Below are 21,586 nucleotides of genomic sequence, written 5' to 3'. Positions count from 1 at the left end.
ACCGGGTCGAACCTGGCCCCGGCCGCCGGGAGGGTCAGGACGCCGGCGGGCCGGCCGGGCGGCTGGCCGCGCGACGGCGGCGCGGACGCCCGCCGGCCGGTCCGGCGCCGTCGCCGGAGGGGACGCCGGGCGCCTGCGGGTCGGCCGACGGGGCCGGGTCGTCGGGACCGGCCGACGCGGGGATCCGCTCGTCCTCGTCGTCCTCGTCGTCGCGGTCGGCGCCGGGCACCGGCTCGGGGGCCGGCTCGGCCTCGGCCGCGGCGGGCTGGGGCACGACCGGGTCGGCCGCGAGCTGGGACGCGGTGGGCTCCGCGATGACCGGCTCGGGCCCGGTGGCTGCCGCCTCCGTGGTCCCCGGCTCGGTGGTCCCCGGCTCGGTGGTCCCCCGCTCGGCGGCCTGCGGCTCCGTGGCCGCCGGCCCGGCGACCTCCGCGCCCGGCACCTCGGCGCCGAACTGGATCGTCACCTCGGCCACGGCCTCGGCCTCGGCGGCGTCCGGAGCGGCGTCGGCGGTGGCGTCGGCGGCCGTGGTGTCGGCGGCGGTCCCTCCCGGGTCGACTCCGGTGTCGGCGTCGACGGTGTCGGCCTCGCTCGAGGCGGCGGCCAGCACCGCCGCGTCCTCGGCGGCGCGCTCCTCACCGGCCTGGCCGCGGTTGCGGCGCCCGCGGCGGCGGCCGCCCGAGCGCTGCCCCTCGCCCTCGGTCGCGTCGGCGCCGCCCTCGGCCGCGGCGTCCCCGCCGGACGGCGCGGTCACCTCGACCACGGCGTCCTTGCGGTCGGCGTCCCTGCGCTCGTCCTTGCGGCCCTGGTCGCGCCGGCCGCCGTTGCCGCCGGACGCGGCGCCACCGCCGGAGCCGCCGGAGCCGCCGGAGCCGTTGCCGCCGCGGCGGCGGTCGTCCACGGGCTCGGTGCTCACGACGACGCCGCGGCCGCGGCAGTGCTCGCACGGCTCGGAGAAGACCTCGAGCAGGCCCTGCCCGACCCGCTTGCGGGTCATCTGCACCAGGCCCAGCGACGTCACCTCGGCGACCTGGTGCTTGGTGCGGTCGCGGCCCAGGCACTCGGTGAGCCGCCGCAGCACGAGGTCGCGGTTGCTCTCGAGCACCATGTCGATGAAGTCGATGACGATGATGCCGCCGATGTCGCGCAGCCGGAGCTGGCGGACGATCTCCTCGGCGGCCTCCATGTTGTTGCGGGTGACGGTCTGCTCGAGGTTGCCGCCGGACCCGGTGAACTTGCCGGTGTTGACGTCGACGACGGTCATCGCCTCGGTGCGGTCGATGACCAGCGAGCCACCCGAGGGCAGCCACACCTTGCGGTCGAGCGCCTTGGCCAGCTGCTCGTCGATGCGCAGGTCGCGGAAGACGTCGCCCTCGCCGACGTGGCGCACCAGCCGCCCGGACAGCTCCGGGGAGACGTGCGCGACGTAGGCCTCGACGGTGTCCCAGGCGTCGTCGCCCTGGACGACCAGCTCGGTGAAGTCCTCGTTGAAGACGTCGCGGATGACCCGGATGGCCAGGTCGGGCTCGCCGTAGAGCAGCGTCGGCGCGTTGCTCGAGGACTCCGACTTCTGCTTGATGACCTCCCACTGCGCCTGCAGCCGGGCGACGTCGCGGGTGAGCTCCTCCTCCGAGGCCCCCTCCGCGGCGGTCCGGATGATGACGCCGGCGTCCTCGGGGACGATCCTCTTGAGGACGTCCTTGAGCCGCTGCCGCTCGGTGTCGGGCAGCTTGCGGCTGATGCCGGTCATCGAGCCGCCGGGCACGTAGACGAGGAACCGGCCGGGCAGGTTGACCTGCTGGGTCAGCCGGGCGCCCTTGTGGCCGATCGGGTCCTTGGTGACCTGGACGAGCACCTTGTCGCCGGACTTGAGCGCCTGCTCGATCGAGCGCTGCTTGCCGGACAGGCCGGCGGCGTCCCAGTTGACCTCGCCGGCGTAGAGGACGGCGTTGCGGCCCTTGCCGATGTCGACGAACGCCGCCTCCATGCTGGGCAGCACGTTCTGCACGCGGCCGAGGTAGACGTTGCCGGCGAAGGACGTCGCCTGCGCCTGGGTGACGTAGTGCTCGACCAGCACGCCGTCCTCGAGGACGGCGATCTGGGTGCGCTCGCCGCGCTGGCGGATGACCATGCGCCGCTCGACGGCCTCCCGGCGGGCGAGGAACTCCGCCTCGGTCAGGATCGGCGCGCGGCGGCGGCCGGTGTCGCGGCCCTCGCGGCGGCGCTGGCGCTTGGCCTCCAGCCGGGTGGAGCCGGCGACGCCGCGGACGTCGTCGTCGCTGGTGGTGCGGCCGGTGCGGCCGGCCCGCTCGGGGCGGTCGTCGTCGTCGGTGGCGGTCTCCCCGGCGGCCTCCCCGCCGCGACGGCGGCGACGGCGGCGCCGGCGGGTGCTCGAGCCGGTCTCGGCGTCGTCGCCCTCGGCCGCCTCGTCGGCGTCGGTGTCCTCGTCGTCGGTGTCGTCGTCGGAGGCGTCCTCGTCGGCGCGTCCGTCGGCGTCGTCCTCGGTTTCCGCGTCCTCGGTCTCGGCGTCCTCGCCATTGCGGCCACGTCCGCGGCCCCGGCGTCCCCGGCGGCGGCGGCGGCTGCCCGTGCCGCCGTCGTCACCGGCGTCGTCGCGGTCGGCGTCCTCACCGGTGTCGGTGTCGGTGTCGACGTCGGTGTCCTCGGCGTCCACGTCGGCGACCGGCGGGGTGTCCTCGGCATCGGCGTCGGCGTCGGCGGCCGGAGGCGCGGTGTCGGCGTCCCCGCCGCGACGGCGCGACCGGCCGCGGCGCGAGCGCGGCGCCGGGGTCTCCTCCGGCTCCTCGTCGGGGGCGGCGTCCTCCACGTCCGGGGACTCCGGCAGCGGACGGCGGCTGCGCCTGCGGGTCGCCGGCGGCACCTCGGTCTCCAGCGGCGCCACGAAGCTGACGAACGCCGGGATCGCGGGGGCCACCGGCGGGGGCGGCGTGTAGGTGCCGGGGTCGGCGGCGCCGGCCGGCCGGGTGGCCCGCCGGCGGGGGCGGGCGATGACGGCGGTCGGCTCCGGGGAGCTGAACTGGGCGCCGAAGAACGAGGGCTCCTCGTCCGTCTCGGCCGCGTCCGTCCCGGCCGCATCGGTCTCCGGCTCGGCCGGCGCGCCGTCGCCGGGCCCGTCCGCGTCCGGCTCGGCCGGATCGGGGTCGGCCACCGGCGCCGGGGTCTCCTCGGCCGGGGTCTCCCCGGCGGGGCTCTCCCCCGCGGGGTCGGGGACCGGGGTCCCGGCGGTCGCGGTCGGGTCCGCCGCGGTCTGGTCCGCGGTGGTGTCGCTGTCCTGGTCGGCCACGAGGGCTCGCCTCCTGTGTGGTGCTCCCGGGCGCCGGTCGGGTGGACAGGCGGCCGCGCAGGAGCACGGGTTGGGCGGGCCGGGCGACCGCACGGGGTGCGGCGGTGAGCCCGGCCTGCGAAGTCTGGTGTCGGTCCCGCGCGACGGTCGCCGCGGCCGGGGCCGGACTGCAGGTGGTGCGGTGGTGCGCGGTCTCGGGTGGTGCCGGGTCGGGGCGTCACGTCTGGCAGCCGTGCCGCTCGACGGCGCGGGAGCCCCGGGCTCGCCGGTCAGACCGCGGCGTGCTCCCCCTGGCAGCGGGTGCGCGTCACTCGGTCGGGACCGAGCGGATCGGCCACGGTCCCGCTGTCGTCGAGCCGGCCCTGCGCCTCACGCACGGCCCGTGGGGGCGACGGCGGGCGCAGGTCGGCGACGGCAGCGAGAGCGGCCACCACGTCGTCGGGTCGAACGGCGGGCGTCACCTGCCGGACGACCACGTGCAGTATGGCACAACCTGCCGCCCCGCCCGCGGACGCCGAGGCCACCGGTCCCCGCGCATCGACGTCGCGCAGGCCGTTCTTGGTGCGCTTGGCCACGAGCACCTCGTCCCGGGCCAGCAGGGACTCCACCGCGGCGGCGAGCTCGGCCGGCTCCACGCCGGGCAGCTCCACCCGCCACCGGGCGGCGTCGATCCGGTCGGCCAGCGACCCGCCGCCCTCGGTGGCCTCCACGCACTCGAGGACGTCGACGCCGGTGGGCAGCGAGGCGTCCAGCGCCGCGCGCACCTCCTCGGGGTCGCGCCGCTCGGCCAGGCCGATCTCCAGGTACTCGGCCTCGCTGGCCGCCCCGGTCGGCGCCGCCCCGACGTAGCTGATCTTCGGGTGCGGGCTGAAGCCGGCGGAGAAGGCCATCGGCACCCGGGCGCGGCGCAGGGCCCGCTCGAGCGCGCGGGCGAGGTCGCGGTGGGAGGCGAAGCGCAGCGGGCCGCGCTTGGCGTAGCGCAGCCGCAGCTTCTGGACGGTGGGCGGCGGGGGCGGCCCCTCGGGCTGGCGGGCCACTACCGGCCGACGACGGTGAGCGGGATCAGGCTGCGCCCGGTGGGGCCGATCTGGATCTCGGTGCCGTTGGTCGGGCAGACCCCGCAGTCGTAGCAGGGGGTCCAGCGGCAGTCGGCGACCTCCTCCTCGGAGAGGGCGTCCTGCCAGTCGTCCCAGAGCCACTCCTTGTCCAGCCCGGAGTCGAGGTGGTCCCAGGGCAGGACCTCCTCCTGGGTGCGCTCGCGGGTGGTGAACCAGTCCAGGTCGACGCCGAACGGCGCGAGCTCCTCGGCGGCCACCCGGGCCCAGCGCTCGTAGGAGAAGTGCTCGCTCCAGCCGTCGAACCGGCCGCCGTCGCGCCACACCCCCTCGATCACCCGGCCGACGCGGCGGTCGCCCCGGGAGAGCAGTCCCTCGATCACCCCGGGCTTGCCGTCGTGGTAGCGCAGCCCGATGGAGCGGCCGATCCGCCGGTCGGCGTTGATGGCCTGCCGCAGGACCCTCAACCGGGAGTCGATGGTCTCGGCACTGGCCTGCCCGGCCCACTGGAACGGCGTGTGCGGCTTGGGCACGAACCCGCCGATCGAGACGGTGCAGCGGATGTCCTTGCGGCCGCTGGCCTCGCGGCCGGCGCGGATGACCTCGACCGCCAGGTCGGCGATCTCCAGCACGTCCTCGTCGGTCTCGGTCGGGAGCCCGCACATGAAGTAGAGCTTCACCTGCTGCCAGCCGTTGGCGTAGGCGGTGGTGACCGTGCGGACCAGGTCCTCCTTGGACACGGTCTTGTTGATCACCCGCCGGATGCGCTCGCTGCCGCCCTCGGGGGCGAAGGTCAGCCCCGACCGCCGGCCGTTGCGGGACAGCTCGTTGGCCAGGGTGACGTTGAAGGCGTCCACGCGGGTCGACGGCAGCGACAGCCCGGTGTTGGTGCCCTCGTAGCGGTCGGCGAGCTCCTTGGCCACCTGGCCGATCTCGGAGTGGTCGGCGCTGGACAGCGACAGCAGCCCGACCTCCTCGTAGCCGGTCGCGCGCAGGCCCTGGTCGACCATCGAGCCGATGCCGGTGATCGTCCGCTCCCGCACCGGCCGGGTGATCATCCCGGCCTGGCAGAAGCGGCAGCCGCGGGTGCAGCCGCGGAAGATCTCCACGCTCATCCGCTCGTGCACGCTCTCGGCCAGCGGCACCAGCGGCGTCTTCGGGTAGGGCCACTCGTCGAGGTCCATGACGGTGCGCTTGCCGACCCGCGCGGGGACGTCGTCCCGGGTGCGGGTGACCGCGGCGATGGCGCCGTCGGGGCCGTAGGAGACCGCGTAGAAGCGCGGCACGTAGACGCCGTCGACCCGGGCGAGGCGGGCCAGCAGCTCCTCGCGCCCGCCGGGCCGGCCCTGCTCCTTCCACGCCGCGACGACGTCGGTGACGTCGCCGACGACCTGCTCGCCGTCGCCGAGGACGGCGCAGTCGACGAAGTCGGCGACCGGCTCGGGGTTGAACGCCGCGTGCCCGCCGGCGATCACCACGGGGGAGGTCTCGTCGCGGTCGACCGCGTGCAGCGGGACCCCGGCGAGGTCGAGGGCCTCGAGCAGGTTGGTGTAGCCGAGCTCGGTGGCGAAGCTGACGCCGAGCAGGTCGAAGTCGCGCACGGCCCGGTGCGCGTCGACGGTGAACTGGCCGACGCCGTGCTCGCGCATGAGCGCGGCGAGGTCGGGCCAGACGGCGTAGGTGCGCTCGGCGAGGGCGTCGGGACGCTCGTTGAGCACCTCGTACAGGATCATGAGGCCCTGGTTGGGCAGCCCCACCTCGTAGGCGTCGGGGTACATCAGCGCCCAGCGGACGGCGACGTCGTCCCACGCCTTGACCTGCGCGTTGAGCTCCCCGCCGACGTACTGGATCGGCTTCTGCACCTGGGCCAGCAGCGGTTCGAGACGGGGGTAGAGGCTCTGTCCAGTCATGACCGGTCCAGGGTAGACGCCGCCCCCCGGCCCGAGGCCCCCGCGGCGGGCGGGCGTCAGGACAGCAGCAGCCGCTCCAGGCGCCGCGCGCCGACCGCCAGCCCGGCCAGGCCCATGACCAGCAGGTAGGCCGCCGAGCCCAGCAGCGACCACCCGACGGCACCGGTCACCAGGCCCCGGACCAGCTCGATGCCGTGGTAGAGCGGGGTGCACTCGACCACCAGCTGCAGGGGGCGCGGGTAGGTCGACAGCGGGTAGAAGGTCGTGGAGAACAGGAACAGCGGCAGGACGGCGACCTGCACGAACTCGAAGTCCTGCCAGCCGCGCAGGAACGTGGTCGCCGCCAGGCCCACCGCCGCGAAGGCGAACCCGATGAGGACGGCGGCCGGCAGCGCCAGCACCGCCCACCACGAGCCGACCAGCCCGAGCACGAGCATCACCAGCAGGAACGCCGCCGAGTAGGCCGCCCCGCGCAGCAGCGCCCACACCGTCTCCCCCACCGCGGCGTCGGCGGCCGAGACCGGCGTGGCCAGCACGGCGTCGTAGAGCTTGGCGTAGCGCAGCTTGAAGAAGAGGTTGAACACGGCGTCGTAGACCGCGCCGTTCATCGCCGCCGAGGCCAGCAGGGCCGGGGCCACGAACTGCTGGTAGCTCAGCGCGGTGCCGCCGTCGGGAACGACGTCGCCCACCAGCCCGCCGATGCCGACACCGATGGACAGCAGGTAGAAGAACGGCTCGAAGAAGCCCGAGGCGAACACCACCCAGTTGCGGCGGGCCACCAGCAGGTTGCGGTGCACGAGCGTGCCGGCCCGGCGGGGCGAGAGCGGGTACAGCGGCACCACCCGCAGCAGCAGCGACGGCGAGGTCCGGGCGCTCACCGGAGCAGCCGCCGGGTGAACGCGCGGGTGGCCAGGAGGGTGCCGGCCACGACCCACAGGGCCAGGTAGCCGACGTGCAGCAGCGCCGTCCCCGCCTGGGGGGTGCCGAGGGCGAGGTCGCGGGCCAGCGCGACCCCGTGCCACAGCGGCGTCGCGTAGGCGACCCCCTCGAGGACCGCCGGCAGCTGGCCGACCGGGAAGAAGGTGCCGGAGAACAGAAACATCGGCACGAGGAGGAACCGCTGCAGCGCGGCGAAGGCCGCGTCCTCCTCCAGCCGGCCGGCCATGGCGGTGACCGGCGCGGCGAAGGCCAGCCCGGTGAGCAGGGCGACCGGCACGGTGAGCACCACCAGCGGGCTCTCCGCGGCGCCGAAGGCGAGCAGGACGAGGAGGAAGGCCGCGGCCGACGTCGTCACCCGGAAGGCGACGTAGAGCAGGTGGCCGGCCACCAGGTCGACCGGGCGGGCCGGGGTGGCCAGGATCGCGTCGTAGGTGCGGTCCCACTTGATCGCCCCGAGCACCGGGTAGCTCGACTCGCCGGTGGCGGTCTGCATCGCCGCGGCCACCAGCAGGCCGGGCGCGAGGAAGGCGAGGTAGCCGACGCCGCCGGGCAGCCCCGGCCCGCGGTCGACCAGGGTGCCCAGCGTCAGGCCCATCGCGGCGAGGAAGAGCACCGGCTCGAGCACGCTGCCGATCGCGCTGCTGCGCCAGTAGTGGCGGTGCGCGGTCAGCCGCTGCCGGAACAGCGACCAGGCGGCCGGGCCGGGCATCAGTCGACCAGGGTCCGGCCGGTCAGGCGGAGGAACACGTCCTCCAGCGAGCTGCGCCGCACCAGCGACGACACCGGGTGGACGCCCTCGGCGAGCACCGCCGAGAGCGCGGCGTCGCCGTCGGCGGTGTAGAGCAGCAGCCGGTCGGGCAGCACCTCGACCCGCTCGGCGGCGCCCCGGGCCACCAGCGGTGCCAGCGCCTCGGCGTGCGCGGCCGGGCCGGGCGCGCCCTCGGTCAGCGGGAAGCGCAGCTCGCACACCTCGCGGGTGGACCAGGTGGCGATCAGCTCGGCCGGCGAGCCCTCGGCGGCGATCCGGCCCCGGTCCATGACGACGAGGCGGTCGCACAGCTGCTCGGCCTCGTCCATGTAGTGCGTGGTCAGCACGAGGGTGACGCCGCGCTGCTTGAGCCGGTAGAGCCGCTCCCACAGGACGTGCCGGGCCTGGGGGTCCAGGCCGGTGGTGGGCTCGTCGAGCAGGACGACGTCGGGGTCGTTGACCAGCGCCCGGGCGATGGTGACCCGCCGCTTCATCCCGCCCGACAGCGGCTCGACCCGGTCGCCGGCCCGGTCGGTGAGCTGGACGAAGTCGAGCAGCTCGGCGGTCCGCCGGCGAACCGCGGCCCTCGGCAGGCCGAAGTAGCGGCCGTAGACGAGCAGGTTCTCGGCGACGGTGAGCTCGAGGTCGAGGTTGTCGGTCTGCGGCACGACGCCCAGGCGGGCCCGGATGGCCGGGCCGTCGACGGCGGGGTCCATGCCCAGGATCCGCAGCTCCCCGGCCGTCGGCGGGGAGACCGCGCCGATCATGCGCATCGTCGTGCTCTTGCCGGCGCCGTTGGGCCCGAGGAAGCCGAAGGCCTCCCCGGGCGCGATGTCGACGTCGATGCCGTCGACGGCGGTGGCGGAGCCGAAGCGCTTCACCAGGCCCCGCGCCCGGACGACCTCCCCCACGACCCCGACGCTATCCCCGGCCCCGGGGGCGGGGTCCAGTCGGTCTCAGGAGAGGTCGGGGAAGAAGAGCGCGACCTCGCGCGCGGCGGACTCCGGCGAGTCCGAGCCGTGCACGATGTTGCTCTGCACCTCGAGGGCGAAGTCGCCGCGGATGGTGCCGGGCGCGGCCGTGACCGGGTCGGTGGCGCCGGCCAGCGCGCGGAAGGCCTCGATCGCGCGCGGACCCTCCACGACGAGGGCCAGCAGCGGGCCACCGGTGATGAACTCGACCAGCGAGCCGAAGAACGGCTTCTCGCGGTGCTCGCCGTAGTGCTCCTCGGCGACGTCGCGGGTCAGGGTGCGCAACTCGGCGGCGACCAGCCGCAGGCCCTTGGCCTCGAGCCGGGAGACGACCTCCCCGACCAGGCCGCGGGCGACGCCGTCGGGCTTGACCAGGACGAGGGTGCGCTCAGCGCTGGGTGCAGACACGGTGCCGCAGACTACGGGACGATCTGCGTCAACTCCGGTTGACATCGCGGACGGCGTCAACCACAGTTGACGCATGACCCCTCCTCCCGACGTCGGCACCGCCGCCGCGGCCGGCGACCCGGACACCGGTCTGCGCGCCGTCCGGGCGCTGCGCGAGCTGGCCGAGCGCCTCGAGGCGCTGCAGGTCGGCAACGCGCGGGCGCGCGGCTGGTCGTGGGAGCGGATCGCCGGGGCCCTCGGCGTCAGCCGGCGGGCCGTCCACCAGGAGCACGCCCGGAGCAGGAAGGACGTCTGAGGTGTTCGAACGCTTCGCCCAGGAGGCCCGCCGCGCGGTGGTCGTGGCCCAGCAGGAGGCCCGCGACCTGCGCGCCGGGCACGTCGGGCCGGTGCACCTGCTGCTCGCGCTCACCCGCGACCCCGGGCGCGGCGGGACGGTCCTGCGGTCCGTGGGTCTCGACCACGCGACCGTCCGCGACGCGCTCACCCGGTCGGGCGGGCAGCTGGACGCCGAGGCCCTGGCCGCCGTCGGGATCGACCTGGACTCGGTGCGTGCCGCGGCGGAGTCCACCTTCGGGCCCGGGGCGCTCGACCGCGGACCGCTGGCGCGCACCGGGCACGTCCCCTTCGCCCACGGCGCCGAGCGGGCGCTCGAGGGCGCGCTCCGGCACCTCGTGGCGCAGCCGCGCCGCAGCCGCCGCCGGGTCATCGACACCGGGCACCTGGTCGTCGGCGTCCTCGCGGTCGCCGACCCGGTGGTCGGGCGGGTGCTGCGGCAGCTGGGCACCGACGTCGTCCGGCTCCGGCAGGGGCTCGACGGCGCGTCGGCCGCCTGAGCCGCCGGGCGCCGGCCCGGGTCGCTCGCCGGGTGCCGGCCGGAGTCAGTCGCCGGCGGCCGGCTGGGCGAACGGCGAGCCGAGCAGGTCCTTGCGCACCTGCAGCAGGTAGAGCCAGATGAGCACGAAGAGGCCGCCGACGAACCACATGGCGGCGTCGATGAGCCCGGTGAGCAGCAGCGGCACCTGCAGCGCGGTGGCGACCTCCAGTCCCCGCGGCCGGCGCTGGACGCCGCTGGCCAGGATGAGGACGAGGGCCAGCACGAGCAGGATCGTCAGCCGGACACCGCCCAGGCCGGCCTCGGTCTGCGCGATCGCGCGGGGCACGAACAGCACCGCGATGCCCTCGAGCAGCAGCACCGCCGCCGCCGCGCCGCGCAGCGCCCTCGCCGCGCGGACCGGGTCGGGCGCGGTCACGGCGTCGTCCCGCCCAGGATGGTGCGGGCCTCCCCCGCGGTGATCACGCTGCCGGTGACCAGCACGCCCGAGCCGCCGAGCGCGTCGTCCGGACCGGCCTCGGCCAGCTCGATCGCCTCGGTGAGGGCCTCGGGCAGGCGCGGGGAGACGCTGACCCGGTCGGCGCCGAAGACGTCGACGGCCAGCGCGCCCAGCTCGTCGGCCGGCATCGCCCGCGACGAGCTGTTCTGGGTCACCACCAGCTCGGCGCAGACGTCCTCCAGGGCGGCGAGCATGCCGGACACGTCCTTGCCGTGCACCGCGCCGACCACGCCGACGAGCCGGGTGAAGTCGAAGGACTCGCGGACGGCGTCGACGGTGGCGGCCATGCCCGCGGGGTTGTGCGCGGCGTCGACCAGCACCGTCGGGCTGGTGCGCACCCGCTCCAGCCGGCCGGGCGAGCGCACCGCGGCGAAGGCGGCACGCACCGTCTCGACGTCGATCGTGCCGGTGGTCGCCCCGGCGCCGAGGAACGCCTCGACGGCGGCCAGCGCGGTCGCGGCGTTCTGCGCCTGGTGCGCGCCGAACAGCGGCAGGAAGACGTCGCCGTACTCCCCGCCCAGGCCCTGCAGCCGCAGCTGCTGCCCGCCGACGGCGACCCGCCGGTCGAGCACGCCGAACTCGGTGCCCTCGCGGGCGACGACGGCCTCCACCTCGACGGCACGGCGGACCAGCGCGTCCAGGGCGGTCGGCTCCTGGCGGGCGAGGACGGCGATCGCGTCGGGCTTGATGATCCCGGCCTTCTCCCCGGCGATCGTGGCGACGTCGGGGCCGAGGTACTCGGCGTGGTCCAGCGCCACCGGCGTGACGACGGCGACCCGCGCGTCGACGACGTTGGTGGCGTCCCAGGTCCCGCCCATGCCGACCTCGACGACGGCGACGTCGACCGGCGCGTCGGCGAACAGCGCGTACCCCATGCCGACCACGACCTCGAAGAAGCTCATCGGGTGCTCGCCGGCGGCGTCGACCATGTCGACGTAGGGCGCGACGTCGTCGAAGGTCTCGACGAACCGCTCGGCGCTCACCGGCTCGCCGTCGAGGACGATCCGCTCGCGCATCGACTGCAGGTGCGGGCTGGTGAACCGGCCGACGCGCAGGCCGAAGCCGCGCAGCAGCTCGTCGACCATGCGCGCCGTCGTCGTCTTGCCGTTGGTGCCGGCGACCTGCACGACGGGCATCGCGCGGTGTGGGGAGCCGAGCAGGTCGACCAGCGCGGCGATGCGGCCGAGGGAGGGCTCCAGGCGCGTCTCGGGCCAGCGCGCGAGCAGCGCCTTCTCGACGCGGGCGAGCTCGGCGTCGCCGCCCGGACCTGTGCTGCTCATCCTCCCCAGGATGCCAGCCGCGGACTTCCTAGGATGGGGCCCATGGTCGCCGACACCCGCACCCCGGTCAGCACGGCCCCGGGAGCCGGTGCCGGGGTACCCGACAAGCCCACCCTGGACGGTCTCGAGGACACCTGGGTCGCCCGCTGGGCCGAGCTGGACACCTACGCCTTCGACCGGGAGGCGGCGCTGGCCGCGCCGCGCGAGCAGGTGTACTCGATCGACACCCCGCCGCCGACCGTCAGCGGGTCACTGCACGTCGGGCACGTCTTCAGCTACACCCACACCGACATCGTCGCCCGCTACCAGCGGATGCGCGGCAAGCACGTCTACTACCCCCTGGGCTGGGACGACAACGGGCTGCCCACCGAGCGGCGGGTGCAGAACTACTACGGCGTCCGCTGCGACCCCTCGCTCCCCTACGACGAGGGCTTCGAGCCCCCGGCCAGGCCGGGCAAGGAGCAGGTGCCGGTGTCCCGGCGCACCTTCGTCGAGCTGTGCATGCGGCTGACCGAGGAGGACGAGCGCGACTACGAGCAGCTGTGGCGCCGCGTCGGGCTGTCGGTCGACTGGTCGAACGTCTACCGGACGATCTCGGAGTCCTCCCGCGCCACCGCGCAGAAGATGTTCCTGCACAACCTGGCCCGCGGCGAGGCGTACGCCCAGGAGGCGCCGACCCTCTGGGACGTCACCTTCCGCACCGCCGTCGCCCAGGCGGAGCTCGAGGACCGCGAGCGCCCCGGCGCCTACCACCGGATCTCCTTCGCCGGCCCGTCCGGCCCGGTGTTCATCGAGACCACCCGGCCCGAGCTGCTGCCGGCCTGCGTCGCGCTGGTCGCCCACCCCGACGACGAGCGCTACCGACCGCTGTTCGGGCGGACGGTGCGCACGCCGCTGTTCGACGTCGAGGTGCCGGTGGTCGCCCACCGCCTGGCCGAGCCGGACAAGGGCTCGGGCATCGCGATGATCTGCACCTTCGGCGACCTCAACGACGTCACCTGGTGGCGGGAGCTGCAGCTGCCCACCCGCGCGGTGATCGGCTGGGACGGCCGGCTGGTCCCCGACGCGCCGTCCGGCGTGCCCGCGGCGCCCTACGCCGAGCTGGCCGGGAAGACGGCGTTCGGCGCCCAGCAGCGGATCGTGGAGATGCTGCGCGAGTCCGGCGACCTGCACGGCGAGCCGCAGTCGATCACCCACCCGGTCAAGTTCTACGAGAAGGGCGAGCGGCCGCTGGAGATCGTCACCACGCGGCAGTGGTACATCCGCAACGGCGGCCGCTCCCCCGAGCTGCGCGACGCGCTGGTCGCCCGCGGCCGGGAGATCCAGTGGGTGCCCGAGCACATGCGGTACCGCTACGAGAACTGGGTCGAGGGCCTCAACGGCGACTGGCTGATCAGCCGCCAGCGGTTCTTCGGCGTCCCGTTCCCGGTCTGGTACCGGCTCGACGACGCCGGCGACCCGGTGTACGACGAGCCCCTGCTGGCGCCGGAGTCGGCGCTGCCGGTGGACCCGTCCTCCGACGTCCCCGAGGGGTTCGACGAGTCGCAGCGCGGGGTGCCGGGCGGGTTCGTGGCCGACCCCGACGTCATGGACACCTGGGCGACGTCGTCGCTGTCGCCGCAGGTGGCCTCGGGCTGGGACACCGACCCGGAGCTGTTCGCGCACGTCTTCCCCATGGACCAGCGGCCGCAGGCGCACGACATCATCCGGACCTGGCTGTTCTCCACCGTCGTCCGCTCGCACTTCGAGCACGGCACGGTGCCGTGGACGCACGCCACGATCTCCGGCTTCGTCGTCGACCCCGACCGCAAGAAGATGTCGAAGTCCAAGGGCAACGTCGTCACGCCGATCGACGTGCTGGAGCGCTACGGCACCGACGCCGTCCGGTGGCGGGCCGCCGGTGCGCGGCCGGGGGCGGACTCGCCGTTCGACGAGGCGCAGATGAAGGTCGGCCGGCGGCTGGCCATGAAGATCCTCAACGTCGGCAAGTTCGTGCTGGGGCTCGGGGTCACCGCCGGGCTGAGCGGTGAGCAGGTCAGCGAGCCGATCGACCTGGGGCTGCTGGCCTCGCTGGCGTCGGTGGCCGACGAGGCGACCGCGGCGATGGAGGCCTACAACTACACCCGCGCGCTCGAGGTGACCGAGGGGTTCTTCTGGTCCTTCTGCGACGACTACGTCGAGCTGGTGAAGTCCCGCGCCTACGGGACCGGCCCGGCGGCGGAGTCGGCGCAGGCGACGCTGGCGCTGGCGCTGTCGGTGCAGCTGCGGCTGTTCGCCCCGGTGCTGCCCTTCGTCACCGAGGAGGTCTGGTCGTGGTGGCAGGCCGGCTCGGTGCACCGGGCGGCGTGGCCGGCCGCGGCCGAGCTGCCGACCGGCGGCGACCCGGCGGTGGTGCCGGCGGTGGCGACCGCGCTGGCCGGCGTCCGCAAGGCCAAGTCCGACGCGAAGGTGTCGATGCGGGCCGACGTCTCGTCGGCGACGGTGACCGCCCCGTCGGCCCAGGTGGCACTGCTGGAGGCCGCGCGGGGTGACCTGGTGGACGCCGGGCGGATCGCGTCGCTCAGCGTCGTCGCCGGTGACGGCCCGCTGTCGGTCGACGTCGTCCTGGCGCCCCCGACGGAGTCCTGACCCGCCGGTCCCCGTGGCGATCCCGGCGGGGTCGGGTCAGGCGGCGTCCTCCCCCGCCCAGGCGGGTGCCGGACCCAGGCCCAGCCGCCAGCGGGCCGCCTCCTCCGACGGGCTGTGGCCGCCGAGCGCGAGGCGGAGGGCGCGCAGCTGCAGGCGGGCCACGGTCACCGGGACGGCGCCGCCGCGTCCCCGGCCGGGCACGCCGGCGCACCCGGCCACCGCGGGTGAGACCACCTGCGCCGCGGCGCCGGACAGGCCCCGGTAGAAGACCCGCTCGGGTGGGCTGAGCCCCGGCGGCGCGGCCAGGAAGGCGCGCAGCGAGTCCGGCACCGGCGCGAGCTCCGGCCGGCACGCGGCCAGCGCCTCGGCCAGCTCTCCGGTGCTCGACGGGAGGTCGGTGGCGCCCAGCTCCCGCGCGGTGCGGGCCCACTCGGCCACGTAGACGTCGGGCCAGCGCCGCCCGAAGCGCGGTGTGAGGTCCTGCCCGACGGCCTGCTGGGCGGCGAGGAAGGCGTCGGTGAAGGCCAGGTGCACCCAGCGCAGCAGGGCCGGGTCGGACGCCGAGTACGGCCGGTCGCCGACGCGGCCGCGCACCCGGGTGTGCATCCCGCGGACCCGGGCGGCCTCCCGCTCGGCGAGCTCCGCGGAGCCGAAGGTGCTTACCACCAGCCAGCGGGCGGTGCCGGCCAGCCGCTTCCACGGGTCCTCGCGGTACGCCGAGTGGCGCTGCACCCCGGCCAGCGCGAGCGGGTGGGCGGCCTGACCGAGCAGCGCGGCCACCCCGCCGACCAGCGTGGACAGGTCGCCGTGCACCCGCCACACCACGCCGTCCGGCTCGAACCAGCCCGGGCCCGCGCCGACCCGCGCGATGTCCCGGACCCAGTCGGGAGCGCCGGTGGGGTCGCCGGAGACACGGGCACGGAACGCCTCGCGCGCCGCGTCGGGCAGGGAGGTGAGGGCGCGCACCCCCACCAGCGTGCCAGCGCGGCGGTCCGCGGGCCTGTCGACGACCGGCGAGCGTGTGCGCCGGCGCCGTGTTCCGGAGGTGGGACCGCGGCGTCAGCGCACCCCGTTCGGCCGGAGCAGGCGACGACGGGCCGTGTAGACGGCCTCGACCCGGCCCGACAGCGCTCCGGCTCGGTGGTCATCCGGCGGAACCCGAAGCGCAGCGTCTGCCAGCCCGCCGTCGCCACGAGCGCGTCACGCCTGATGTCCCGCTCGCGCTGGCTGCGCGAGCCGTGCCAGGCGGCGCCGTCCATCTCGACGGCGAGCCGGACGTCGTCGTAGGCGGCGTCGAGGACGAAGACCTCCCCGGCGACCTCGACGGGGCGCTGGAGGGTGAACTCCGGCGTGCCCGGCGCACGCAGCACGGCCAGGCATCCCCAGATCTCGAGTTCACTCCGGCACCCCTCGGCCAGGAGCCGCACCAACGCCACCACCTCGGCCCGTCCCGAGAGGCATGGCCGGCGCTCGACCTCGAGGAGCAGTCCCTGCGGCCGGCACAGGCGGCGCCGGACCGCATCGATGGCCGCAGCACGGACTGCCGGTCTGGTCAGTCCAGCCGGCGTCCCCCACGAGTCGACCACCGCCCGCTCAGGGCAGGACACCGGCAGCCCATCGACCCGGCGGACGCTCCGGTCGAGGTCGCTCGACCGGTGCAGCACGACGCCCTCGGTCCCGCGTCCGCTCCGCCGGTGCGAGACCGTGAGGTGGATCGGCCCGCCGGGTGGGGCGAGCTCCCACAGCGCCAGTGCCGACCGGTGGCTGACCACCCCGCCGCACGCCCGCGCCGCGGCCTCCATCCGCAGCCGCCAGTCGCCGGCCATCCCGGGCAGGGCGTAGACGCCGGGCTGGACGCGCACGAGTCGGCCGGCGGTCACCCATCGGGTCACCGTGCTGCGGTCCACCCGTGCGGTGAGCACCTCCCAGGTGACCCAGCCGTCCGGGCCGACGACGGCCGCGGGGTCGTGTGCCATGCGGCGAGCATCGATGTGCGGCCGGTCGTCGTGCGGCCACCGACGGCACCTGTGGATGCCCTGGCACCCGGTGGACGGCCGGGCGTGTGCGCTGACGCCGCACGCGGAGCAACCGAGTGCGGCGTGGGCGCACACGCCCGGCGCCCGTCGCGGCGCCGACAGCACGACGGCCCGCCTCCCTCGCGGGGGACGGGCCGTCGTGGACGTGTCGGCGCGGTCAGGCGCTCTTCTCGCGGCGCTCGCGGGTGGGCTTGCGCGGCACGATCGTCGGGTTGACGTGCTCCAGCACGACCTCCTTGGTGATCATGACCGAGGCGACGTCGTCGCGGCTGGGCACCTCGTACATCACCGACTGCAGCACCTCCTCCATGATCGCCCGGAGCCCACGGGCACCGGTGCCGCGGAGGATGGCCTGGTCGGCGATCGCCTCGAGGGCGTCGTCGCTGAACTCCAGGTCCACGCCGTCGAGCTCGAACAGCCGCCGGTACTGGCGCACCAGGGCGTTCTTCGGCTCGGTGAGGATGCTGATCAGCGCCTCGCGGTCGAGGGCCTGCACGCTGGTGATCACCGGCAGCCGGCCGATGAACTCCGGGATCATGCCGAACTTCAGCAGGTCCTCGGGCATGACCTCGGCGAAGGCGCTGGAGGCCTCGATCTCCTTCTTGCCGCGGATCTCCGCGCCGAAGCCGATCCCCTGCTTGCCGACCCGCTGCTCGATGACCTTCTCGAGCCCGGCGAAGGCACCGCCCACGATGAACAGCACGTTCGTCGTGTCGATCTGGATGAACTCCTGGTGCGGGTGCTTGCGGCCGCCCTGCGGGGGCACCGACGCCGTCGTCCCCTCGAGGATCTTCAGCAGCGCCTGCTGCACGCCCTCACCGGAGACGTCGCGGGTGATCGACGGGTTCTCGCTCTTGCGGGCGATCTTGTCGACCTCGTCGATGTAGATGATCCCGGTCTCGGCCCGCTTGACGTCGTAGTCGGCGGCCTGGATCAGCTTGAGCAGGATGTTCTCGACGTCCTCGCCGACGTAGCCGGCCTCGGTCAGCGCCGTGGCGTCGGCGATCGCGAACGGGACGTTGAGCATCCGCGCCAGGGTCTGCGCCAGGTGGGTCTTGCCGCACCCGGTCGGGCCCATCAGCAGGATGTTGGACTTGGCCAGCTCGACGGACTCGTCGCGGCTGGCGCGCTCACCGCCGGCCTGCACCCGCTTGTAGTGGTTGTAGACCGCGACGGCGAGGGTCCGCTTGGCCTTCTCCTGGCCGATGACGTACTGCTCGAGGAAGTCGTGGATCTCCTTGGGCTTCGGCAGCTCGTCGAACTTGAGGTCCGACGACTCCGAGAGCTCCTCCTCGATGATCTCGTTGCAGAGGTCGATGCACTCGTCGCAGATGTAGACCCCCGGGCCCGCGATGAGCTTCTTGACCTGCTTCTGGCTCTTGCCACAGAAGGAGCACTTGAGCAGATCACCGCTCTCACCGATTCGTGCCACCTGCTGACCTCCACCTCGGGGGAAGCAGGTCCTGCGTGGATCGGACCTGCGGATGTGTGTCGCTCTCGTGCCCGTGCCCTGCCCCGCTGGAGGCGGGTGCCGCGAGGGTGACCTCCCGGCGCTGCCGGCCGGGGATCGGCCGTTCGCCGACGCTACCTGCCGCCGCCGGCGCCGCGGGGCTGCGACGCCCCGGTGCGCCGGGGACCGTCGACTCGCACGTCACTCCCGGCACTGCCCCCCAAACGGTACGGGTCGAGGGCGCGACACGCGCGACTCCGGCCCGCACCGTCCGGGGGACGAGGGCGCTGCTCATGCCGGCAGCGCGTTGAGCTTCCGGCTCTGGATGACCTGGTCGACGATGCCGTAGTCCTTGGCCTCGGTCGCGGTCAGGATCTTGTCGCGGTCGATGTCGGTGCGGACCTGGTCCACCGACCGGCCGGTGTGCCGCGCGAGGATCTCCTCCATCTGCGCGCGCACCCGCTGGATCTCCGCGGCGTGGATCTCCAGGTCGGAGACCTGGCCGCCGGCCTCGCCCGAGGGCTGGTGGATGAGCACCCGCGAGTACGGCAGCGCCAGCCGCTTGCCCGGGGTCCCGGCCGCGAGCAGGACGGCCGCGGCGGAGGCCGCCTGGCCCATGCAGACGGTCTGGATGTCGGGCCGGACGAACATCATCGTGTCGTAGATGGCCATCAGCGACGTGAACGAGCCACCGGGCGAGTTGATGTAGATCGTGATGTCGCGGTCGGGGTCGGCCGACTCCAGCGTGATCAGCTGGGCCATCACGTCGTTCGCCGACGCGTCGTCGATCTGCACCCCGAGGAAGATGATCCGCTCCTCGAAGAGCTTGTTGTAGGGGTTGGACTCCTTCATGCCGTAGCTCGTGCGCTCCACGAAGGAGGGCAGGATGTAACGGCTGGAGGGCATCTGGAAGCTCATCGTCAGTTCCTCCGAACCGTCAGTTGTCGGTGACCGGGTTGGTGCTGTCGGTCATGGCGGCCTTGCTCACCACGTGGTCGACGAAGCCGTACTCGAGGGCCTCCTGCGCGGTGAACCAGCGGTCGCGGTCGGAGTCGCGCTCGATCTGCTCGACCGGCTGGCCGGTGTGCTGCGACTGCAGCTCGTTGAGCTCGCGCTTGGTGCGGCGGAAGAGGTCGGCCTGGATGGCGATGTCCGCGGCCGTGCCGCCGACGCCGGCCGAGGGCTGGTGCATCATGATCCGCGCGTGCGGCAGGGCGTAGCGCTTGCCCCGGGTGCCGGCGGTGAGCAGGAACTGACCCATCGACGCGGCCAGGCCCATGCCGTAGGTGGCGACGTCGCAGTCGATGAACTGCATCGTGTCGTAGATGGCCATACCGGCGCTGACCGAGCCACCGGGCGAGTTGATGTACAGGTGGATGTCGCGCTTGGGGTCCTCGGCCGACAGCAGCAGCATCTGCGCGGCCAGCTGGTTGGCGATGACGTCGTCCACCTGGGTGCCCAGGAAGATGATCCGCTCGCGCAGCAGGCGCTCGTAGACCGAGTCGTTGAGGTTCATCCCCCCGGCGCCACCCCGCATCAGCGGGGAGGTCGCCAGGTTCGGGTCGGTGCTCACGGGTGTGGTGACCTCCGTAGGACTGGAGAGCAGTCGGTCTCGAATGGGCGGGCTCGTGGGGAGCGGGGCCGGCGGCCCGTGCGGGCCGTACCCCCGGCGCCCGCCCCGAGTCACGTCGACCCTAACGCGCACCCCCCGGCCCGGAGTCCCGGCGCGGGGGCCTGTTCGCCGTGGGCGCAGCGGGGTCCGGGCCACCCGGGCCCGCGACGACGGACGCCGCCCTCCCCCGCCGCGGCAGGGGAGGACGGCGTCGTCGGTGCCCGTCGGTCGCGGGGAGGACGGGCTCCTCCCGGGGCCTCGCTCAGGCCTTGGCGACGTCCCCGCTGTCCTCGGTCGCGCCCTCGACGGCCTCGACGGCGACGGCGGTGTCGACCTCGGCGTCGGGCGCGTCGTCGGTCCCGTCCCCGGCCACGTCGTCCTCGGCGTCGTCCTCGGCGGGAGCCGCGGCGCGCACCGTCTGCGGGCGCAGCGCGTCGAGGTCGACGACGTTGCCCGAGGCGTCGGTGATCGTCGTCTGCTCGAGCAGCTGGGCCAGCGCCTTGGTGCGGCGGACGTCGGCGACGAACTCGGCGATGTTGCCGCCCTGCTGCAGCTGCTGGGCGTACTGCTCCGGGCTCATCCGGCTGCGCTGGGCCTGGGCCATGATCTGCGCCGACAGGTCGTCGTTGTCGACGGTGATCTCGCGGGCGTCGGCGATCGCGTCGAGGACGAACTGGGTGCGGACCGCCTCCTCGATCTGCGTCCGCTGGTCGGCCTCGTAGGCCTCACGGCTCTCGACGCCGGACATCTGCACGAAGGCGTCCCAGTCCATGCCGGCCTGCTGCAGCTCGGACTCCATCGCCCGGTTGCGCCACTCGATCTCGCGGTCGACCAGCCCCTCGGGGACGGGGACCTCGGTGGCCTGGAGCAGGTGCTCGACCAGCTTGTCGCGGGCCTGGGCGCCCTGCTGCATGGTCTTGACCCGCTGCAGCCGGGTGCGGACGTCGTCGCGCAGCTCGGCGAGGGTGTCGAACTCGCTGGCGGTGGAGGCGAACTCGTCGTCGAGCTCGGGCAGCTCCTTGGCCTTCACCGAGCGGACGGTGACGGTCACCTGCGCCTGCCGGCCGGCGTGCGGCTCCTGCTGCAGCTCCGTCCCGAAGGTGGCCGCCCCGTCGGCGGACAGGCCGCGGACGGCGTCGTCGAGGCCGTCCATGAGCGAGCCGGAGCCGACCTCGTAGGACATGCCGCTGGTCGTGCCGTCCTCGAGCACCTCGTCGTCGACACGGGCCTCGAGGTCGATGGAGACGAAGTCGCCGTCCTGGGCGGGGCGGTCGACGCCGGTCAGCATCGAGAACCGCTCGCGCATGACCGAGACCTGCTGGTCGATCTCCTCGTCGGTGACCTCGACGTCGTCGACGGTCACGGCCAGCTCGTCGAGGGCGGGCAGCTCCACCTTCGGGGCGACGTCGACCTCGGCGGTGAAGGCGAGGGTGTCGTTGTCGTCGAGGCGGGTGACCTCGATGTCGGGCTGGCCCAGGACGCGCACGGAGTTCTCGCGGACGACCTCGGAGTACACCTCCGGGATCGCGTGCTGGACGACCTGCTCGAGGACCACGGGGCGGCCGATGCGCTGGTCGAGCACCCGGTTGGGCACCTTGCCCGGACGGAAGCCGGGGACGCGGACCTGCTTGCCCAGCTCCTTATAGACCTCACCGAAGGCGTGGTCCAGGTCCCCCCACGGCACCTCGATCGCCATCCGGACCCGCGTGGGGCCCAGTTCCTCGATGGTGCTCTTCACAGCGCAGTGCTCCTCGGTACGACGGCAGGGTGGGGCGCCGGGCAGGACGGACGACGCCGGGTCGACCCCCGAGTCTACGGACGTCGCGGGACCGGGTCGGGGTGGCGGGATTCGAACCCACGGCCCCCCGCTCCCAAAGCGGGTGCGCTACCAAGCTGCGCCACACCCCGTGACGG

General features: G+C 74.4%; 17 protein-coding genes, 1 tRNA gene and 1 pseudogene. 3 read left to right on the top strand and 16 right to left on the bottom strand.

What is annotated here, in order from left to right; all coding sequences use genetic code 11:
• Window positions 1-34: 34 nt before the first annotated feature.
• The 7 genes from JOD57_RS27065 to ndk all read right to left on the bottom strand — a co-directional run bounded on the left by JOD57_RS27065 (window position 35) and on the right by ndk (window position 9,335).
• Window positions 35-3,304 carry a ribonuclease E/G gene (locus tag JOD57_RS27065; RefSeq protein WP_204693586.1) on the bottom strand — a complete coding sequence of 1,090 codons (3,270 nt, stop codon included), beginning with the start codon at window positions 3,302-3,304 and terminating at the stop codon, window positions 35-37.
• A 269-nt stretch (window positions 3,305-3,573) separates the two neighbouring features.
• A complete protein-coding gene (locus JOD57_RS19820; protein WP_204693585.1) occupies window positions 3,574-4,341 on the bottom strand; it encodes a TIGR03936 family radical SAM-associated protein in 768 nt (255 codons plus the stop codon).
• The gene (locus tag JOD57_RS19815; RefSeq protein WP_204693584.1) at window positions 4,341-6,269 is read right to left on the bottom strand and encodes a TIGR03960 family B12-binding radical SAM protein; all 1,929 of its coding nucleotides are present in this window, start codon (window positions 6,267-6,269) and stop codon (window positions 4,341-4,343) included. The genes JOD57_RS19820 and JOD57_RS19815 overlap by 1 nt, the downstream gene beginning before the upstream one ends.
• Before the next feature lie 56 nt (window positions 6,270-6,325).
• Window positions 6,326-7,147: an ABC transporter permease gene (locus tag JOD57_RS19810; RefSeq protein ID WP_204693583.1), complete on the bottom strand. Its 822-nt coding sequence runs from the start codon at window positions 7,145-7,147 to the stop codon at window positions 6,326-6,328.
• Complete coding sequence (locus tag JOD57_RS19805) at window positions 7,144-7,917, bottom strand: ABC transporter permease (protein ID WP_204693582.1); 774 nt, start codon at window positions 7,915-7,917, stop codon at window positions 7,144-7,146. Before JOD57_RS19805 ends, JOD57_RS19810 begins: the two co-directional genes overlap by 4 nt.
• Window positions 7,917-8,867: an ABC transporter ATP-binding protein gene (locus tag JOD57_RS19800; protein WP_204693581.1), complete on the bottom strand. Its 951-nt coding sequence runs from the start codon at window positions 8,865-8,867 to the stop codon at window positions 7,917-7,919. Before JOD57_RS19800 ends, JOD57_RS19805 begins: the two co-directional genes overlap by 1 nt.
• A 45-nt stretch (window positions 8,868-8,912) precedes the next feature.
• On the bottom strand, window positions 8,913-9,335 hold the full coding sequence (ndk, locus tag JOD57_RS19795; RefSeq protein WP_204693580.1) for a nucleoside-diphosphate kinase: 423 nt from the start codon (window positions 9,333-9,335) through the stop codon (window positions 8,913-8,915).
• Between the two features lie 73 nt (window positions 9,336-9,408).
• Here ndk and JOD57_RS19790 point away from each other — a divergent pair, with 73 nt between their 5' ends.
• Together JOD57_RS19790 and JOD57_RS19785 are read left to right on the top strand one after the other, a co-directional pair.
• Window positions 9,409-9,630 (top strand): helix-turn-helix domain-containing protein, encoded by a 222-nt coding sequence (locus tag JOD57_RS19790; protein ID WP_204693579.1) that lies wholly within the window; start codon window positions 9,409-9,411, stop codon window positions 9,628-9,630.
• A 1-nt stretch (window position 9,631) separates the two neighbouring features.
• On the top strand, window positions 9,632-10,168 hold the full coding sequence (locus JOD57_RS19785) for a Clp protease N-terminal domain-containing protein (protein WP_204693578.1): 537 nt from the start codon (window positions 9,632-9,634) through the stop codon (window positions 10,166-10,168).
• 45 nt (window positions 10,169-10,213) lie between these two features.
• Here the strand turns inward: JOD57_RS19785 and JOD57_RS19780 are convergent, their stop codons facing one another.
• Together JOD57_RS19780 and folC are read right to left on the bottom strand one after the other, a co-directional pair.
• Window positions 10,214-10,585 (bottom strand): DUF4233 domain-containing protein, encoded by a 372-nt coding sequence (locus JOD57_RS19780; protein ID WP_204693577.1) that lies wholly within the window; start codon window positions 10,583-10,585, stop codon window positions 10,214-10,216.
• Window positions 10,582-11,946: a bifunctional tetrahydrofolate synthase/dihydrofolate synthase gene (folC, locus tag JOD57_RS19775; RefSeq protein ID WP_204693576.1), complete on the bottom strand. Its 1,365-nt coding sequence runs from the start codon at window positions 11,944-11,946 to the stop codon at window positions 10,582-10,584. Before folC ends, JOD57_RS19780 begins: the two co-directional genes overlap by 4 nt.
• A 42-nt stretch (window positions 11,947-11,988) precedes the next feature.
• Between folC and valS the strand changes: the two genes are divergently transcribed.
• Window positions 11,989-14,574, top strand: coding sequence for a valine--tRNA ligase (valS, locus tag JOD57_RS19770; RefSeq protein WP_204693575.1), 2,586 nt, complete (start codon window positions 11,989-11,991; stop codon window positions 14,572-14,574).
• 36 nt (window positions 14,575-14,610) lie between these two features.
• Here valS and JOD57_RS19765 read toward each other — a convergent pair whose 3' ends face one another.
• The 7 genes and pseudogenes from JOD57_RS19765 to JOD57_RS19735 form a co-directional block, all read right to left on the bottom strand.
• Window positions 14,611-15,540, bottom strand: a complete 930-nt coding sequence (locus JOD57_RS19765; RefSeq protein ID WP_204693574.1) for an oxygenase MpaB family protein — start codon at window positions 15,538-15,540, stop codon at window positions 14,611-14,613.
• A gap of 221 nt (window positions 15,541-15,761) precedes the next feature.
• A pseudogene (locus tag JOD57_RS26470) lies at window positions 15,762-16,376 on the bottom strand (DUF559 domain-containing protein); the annotation flags it as partial.
• 391 nt (window positions 16,377-16,767) lie between these two features.
• Window positions 16,768-18,042 carry an ATP-dependent Clp protease ATP-binding subunit ClpX gene (gene clpX, locus JOD57_RS19755; protein WP_204693573.1) on the bottom strand — a complete coding sequence of 425 codons (1,275 nt, stop codon included), beginning with the start codon at window positions 18,040-18,042 and terminating at the stop codon, window positions 16,768-16,770.
• A 309-nt stretch (window positions 18,043-18,351) separates the two neighbouring features.
• Window positions 18,352-18,978 carry an ATP-dependent Clp protease proteolytic subunit gene (locus tag JOD57_RS19750; protein WP_204693572.1) on the bottom strand — a complete coding sequence of 209 codons (627 nt, stop codon included), beginning with the start codon at window positions 18,976-18,978 and terminating at the stop codon, window positions 18,352-18,354.
• A 19-nt stretch (window positions 18,979-18,997) separates the two neighbouring features.
• Window positions 18,998-19,633: an ATP-dependent Clp protease proteolytic subunit gene (locus JOD57_RS19745; protein WP_443667589.1), complete on the bottom strand. Its 636-nt coding sequence runs from the start codon at window positions 19,631-19,633 to the stop codon at window positions 18,998-19,000.
• A 301-nt stretch (window positions 19,634-19,934) separates the two neighbouring features.
• Window positions 19,935-21,410, bottom strand: a complete 1,476-nt coding sequence (gene tig, locus JOD57_RS19740) for a trigger factor (RefSeq protein WP_204693571.1) — start codon at window positions 21,408-21,410, stop codon at window positions 19,935-19,937.
• A gap of 96 nt (window positions 21,411-21,506) precedes the next feature.
• Window positions 21,507-21,580, bottom strand: a tRNA-Pro gene (locus tag JOD57_RS19735).
• Window positions 21,581-21,586 lie beyond the last annotated feature (6 nt).

This window comes from Geodermatophilus bullaregiensis, from assembly GCF_016907675.1.
In the GTDB taxonomy this organism is placed as follows: domain Bacteria; phylum Actinomycetota; class Actinomycetes; order Mycobacteriales; family Geodermatophilaceae; genus Geodermatophilus; species Geodermatophilus bullaregiensis.
This window is presented reverse-complemented; position numbering and strand designations above follow the sequence as displayed.

Bases quoted from the DNA above. Each gene is read 5' to 3' on its own strand.
- JOD57_RS19815 (WP_204693584.1), bottom strand. From the start codon at position 6,269: ATGACTGGACAGAGCCTCTACCCCCGTCTCGAACCGCTGCTGGCCCAG.
- JOD57_RS19805 (WP_204693582.1), bottom strand. From the start codon at position 7,917: ATGCCCGGCCCGGCCGCCTGGTCGCTGTTCCGGCAGCGGCTGACCGCG.
- JOD57_RS19790 (WP_204693579.1), top strand. From the start codon at position 9,409: ATGACCCCTCCTCCCGACGTCGGCACCGCCGCCGCGGCCGGCGACCCG.
- folC (WP_204693576.1), bottom strand. From the start codon at position 11,946: ATGAGCAGCACAGGTCCGGGCGGCGACGCCGAGCTCGCCCGCGTCGAG.
- valS (WP_204693575.1), top strand. From the start codon at position 11,989: ATGGTCGCCGACACCCGCACCCCGGTCAGCACGGCCCCGGGAGCCGGT.
- JOD57_RS19750 (WP_204693572.1), bottom strand. From the start codon at position 18,978: ATGAGCTTCCAGATGCCCTCCAGCCGTTACATCCTGCCCTCCTTCGTG.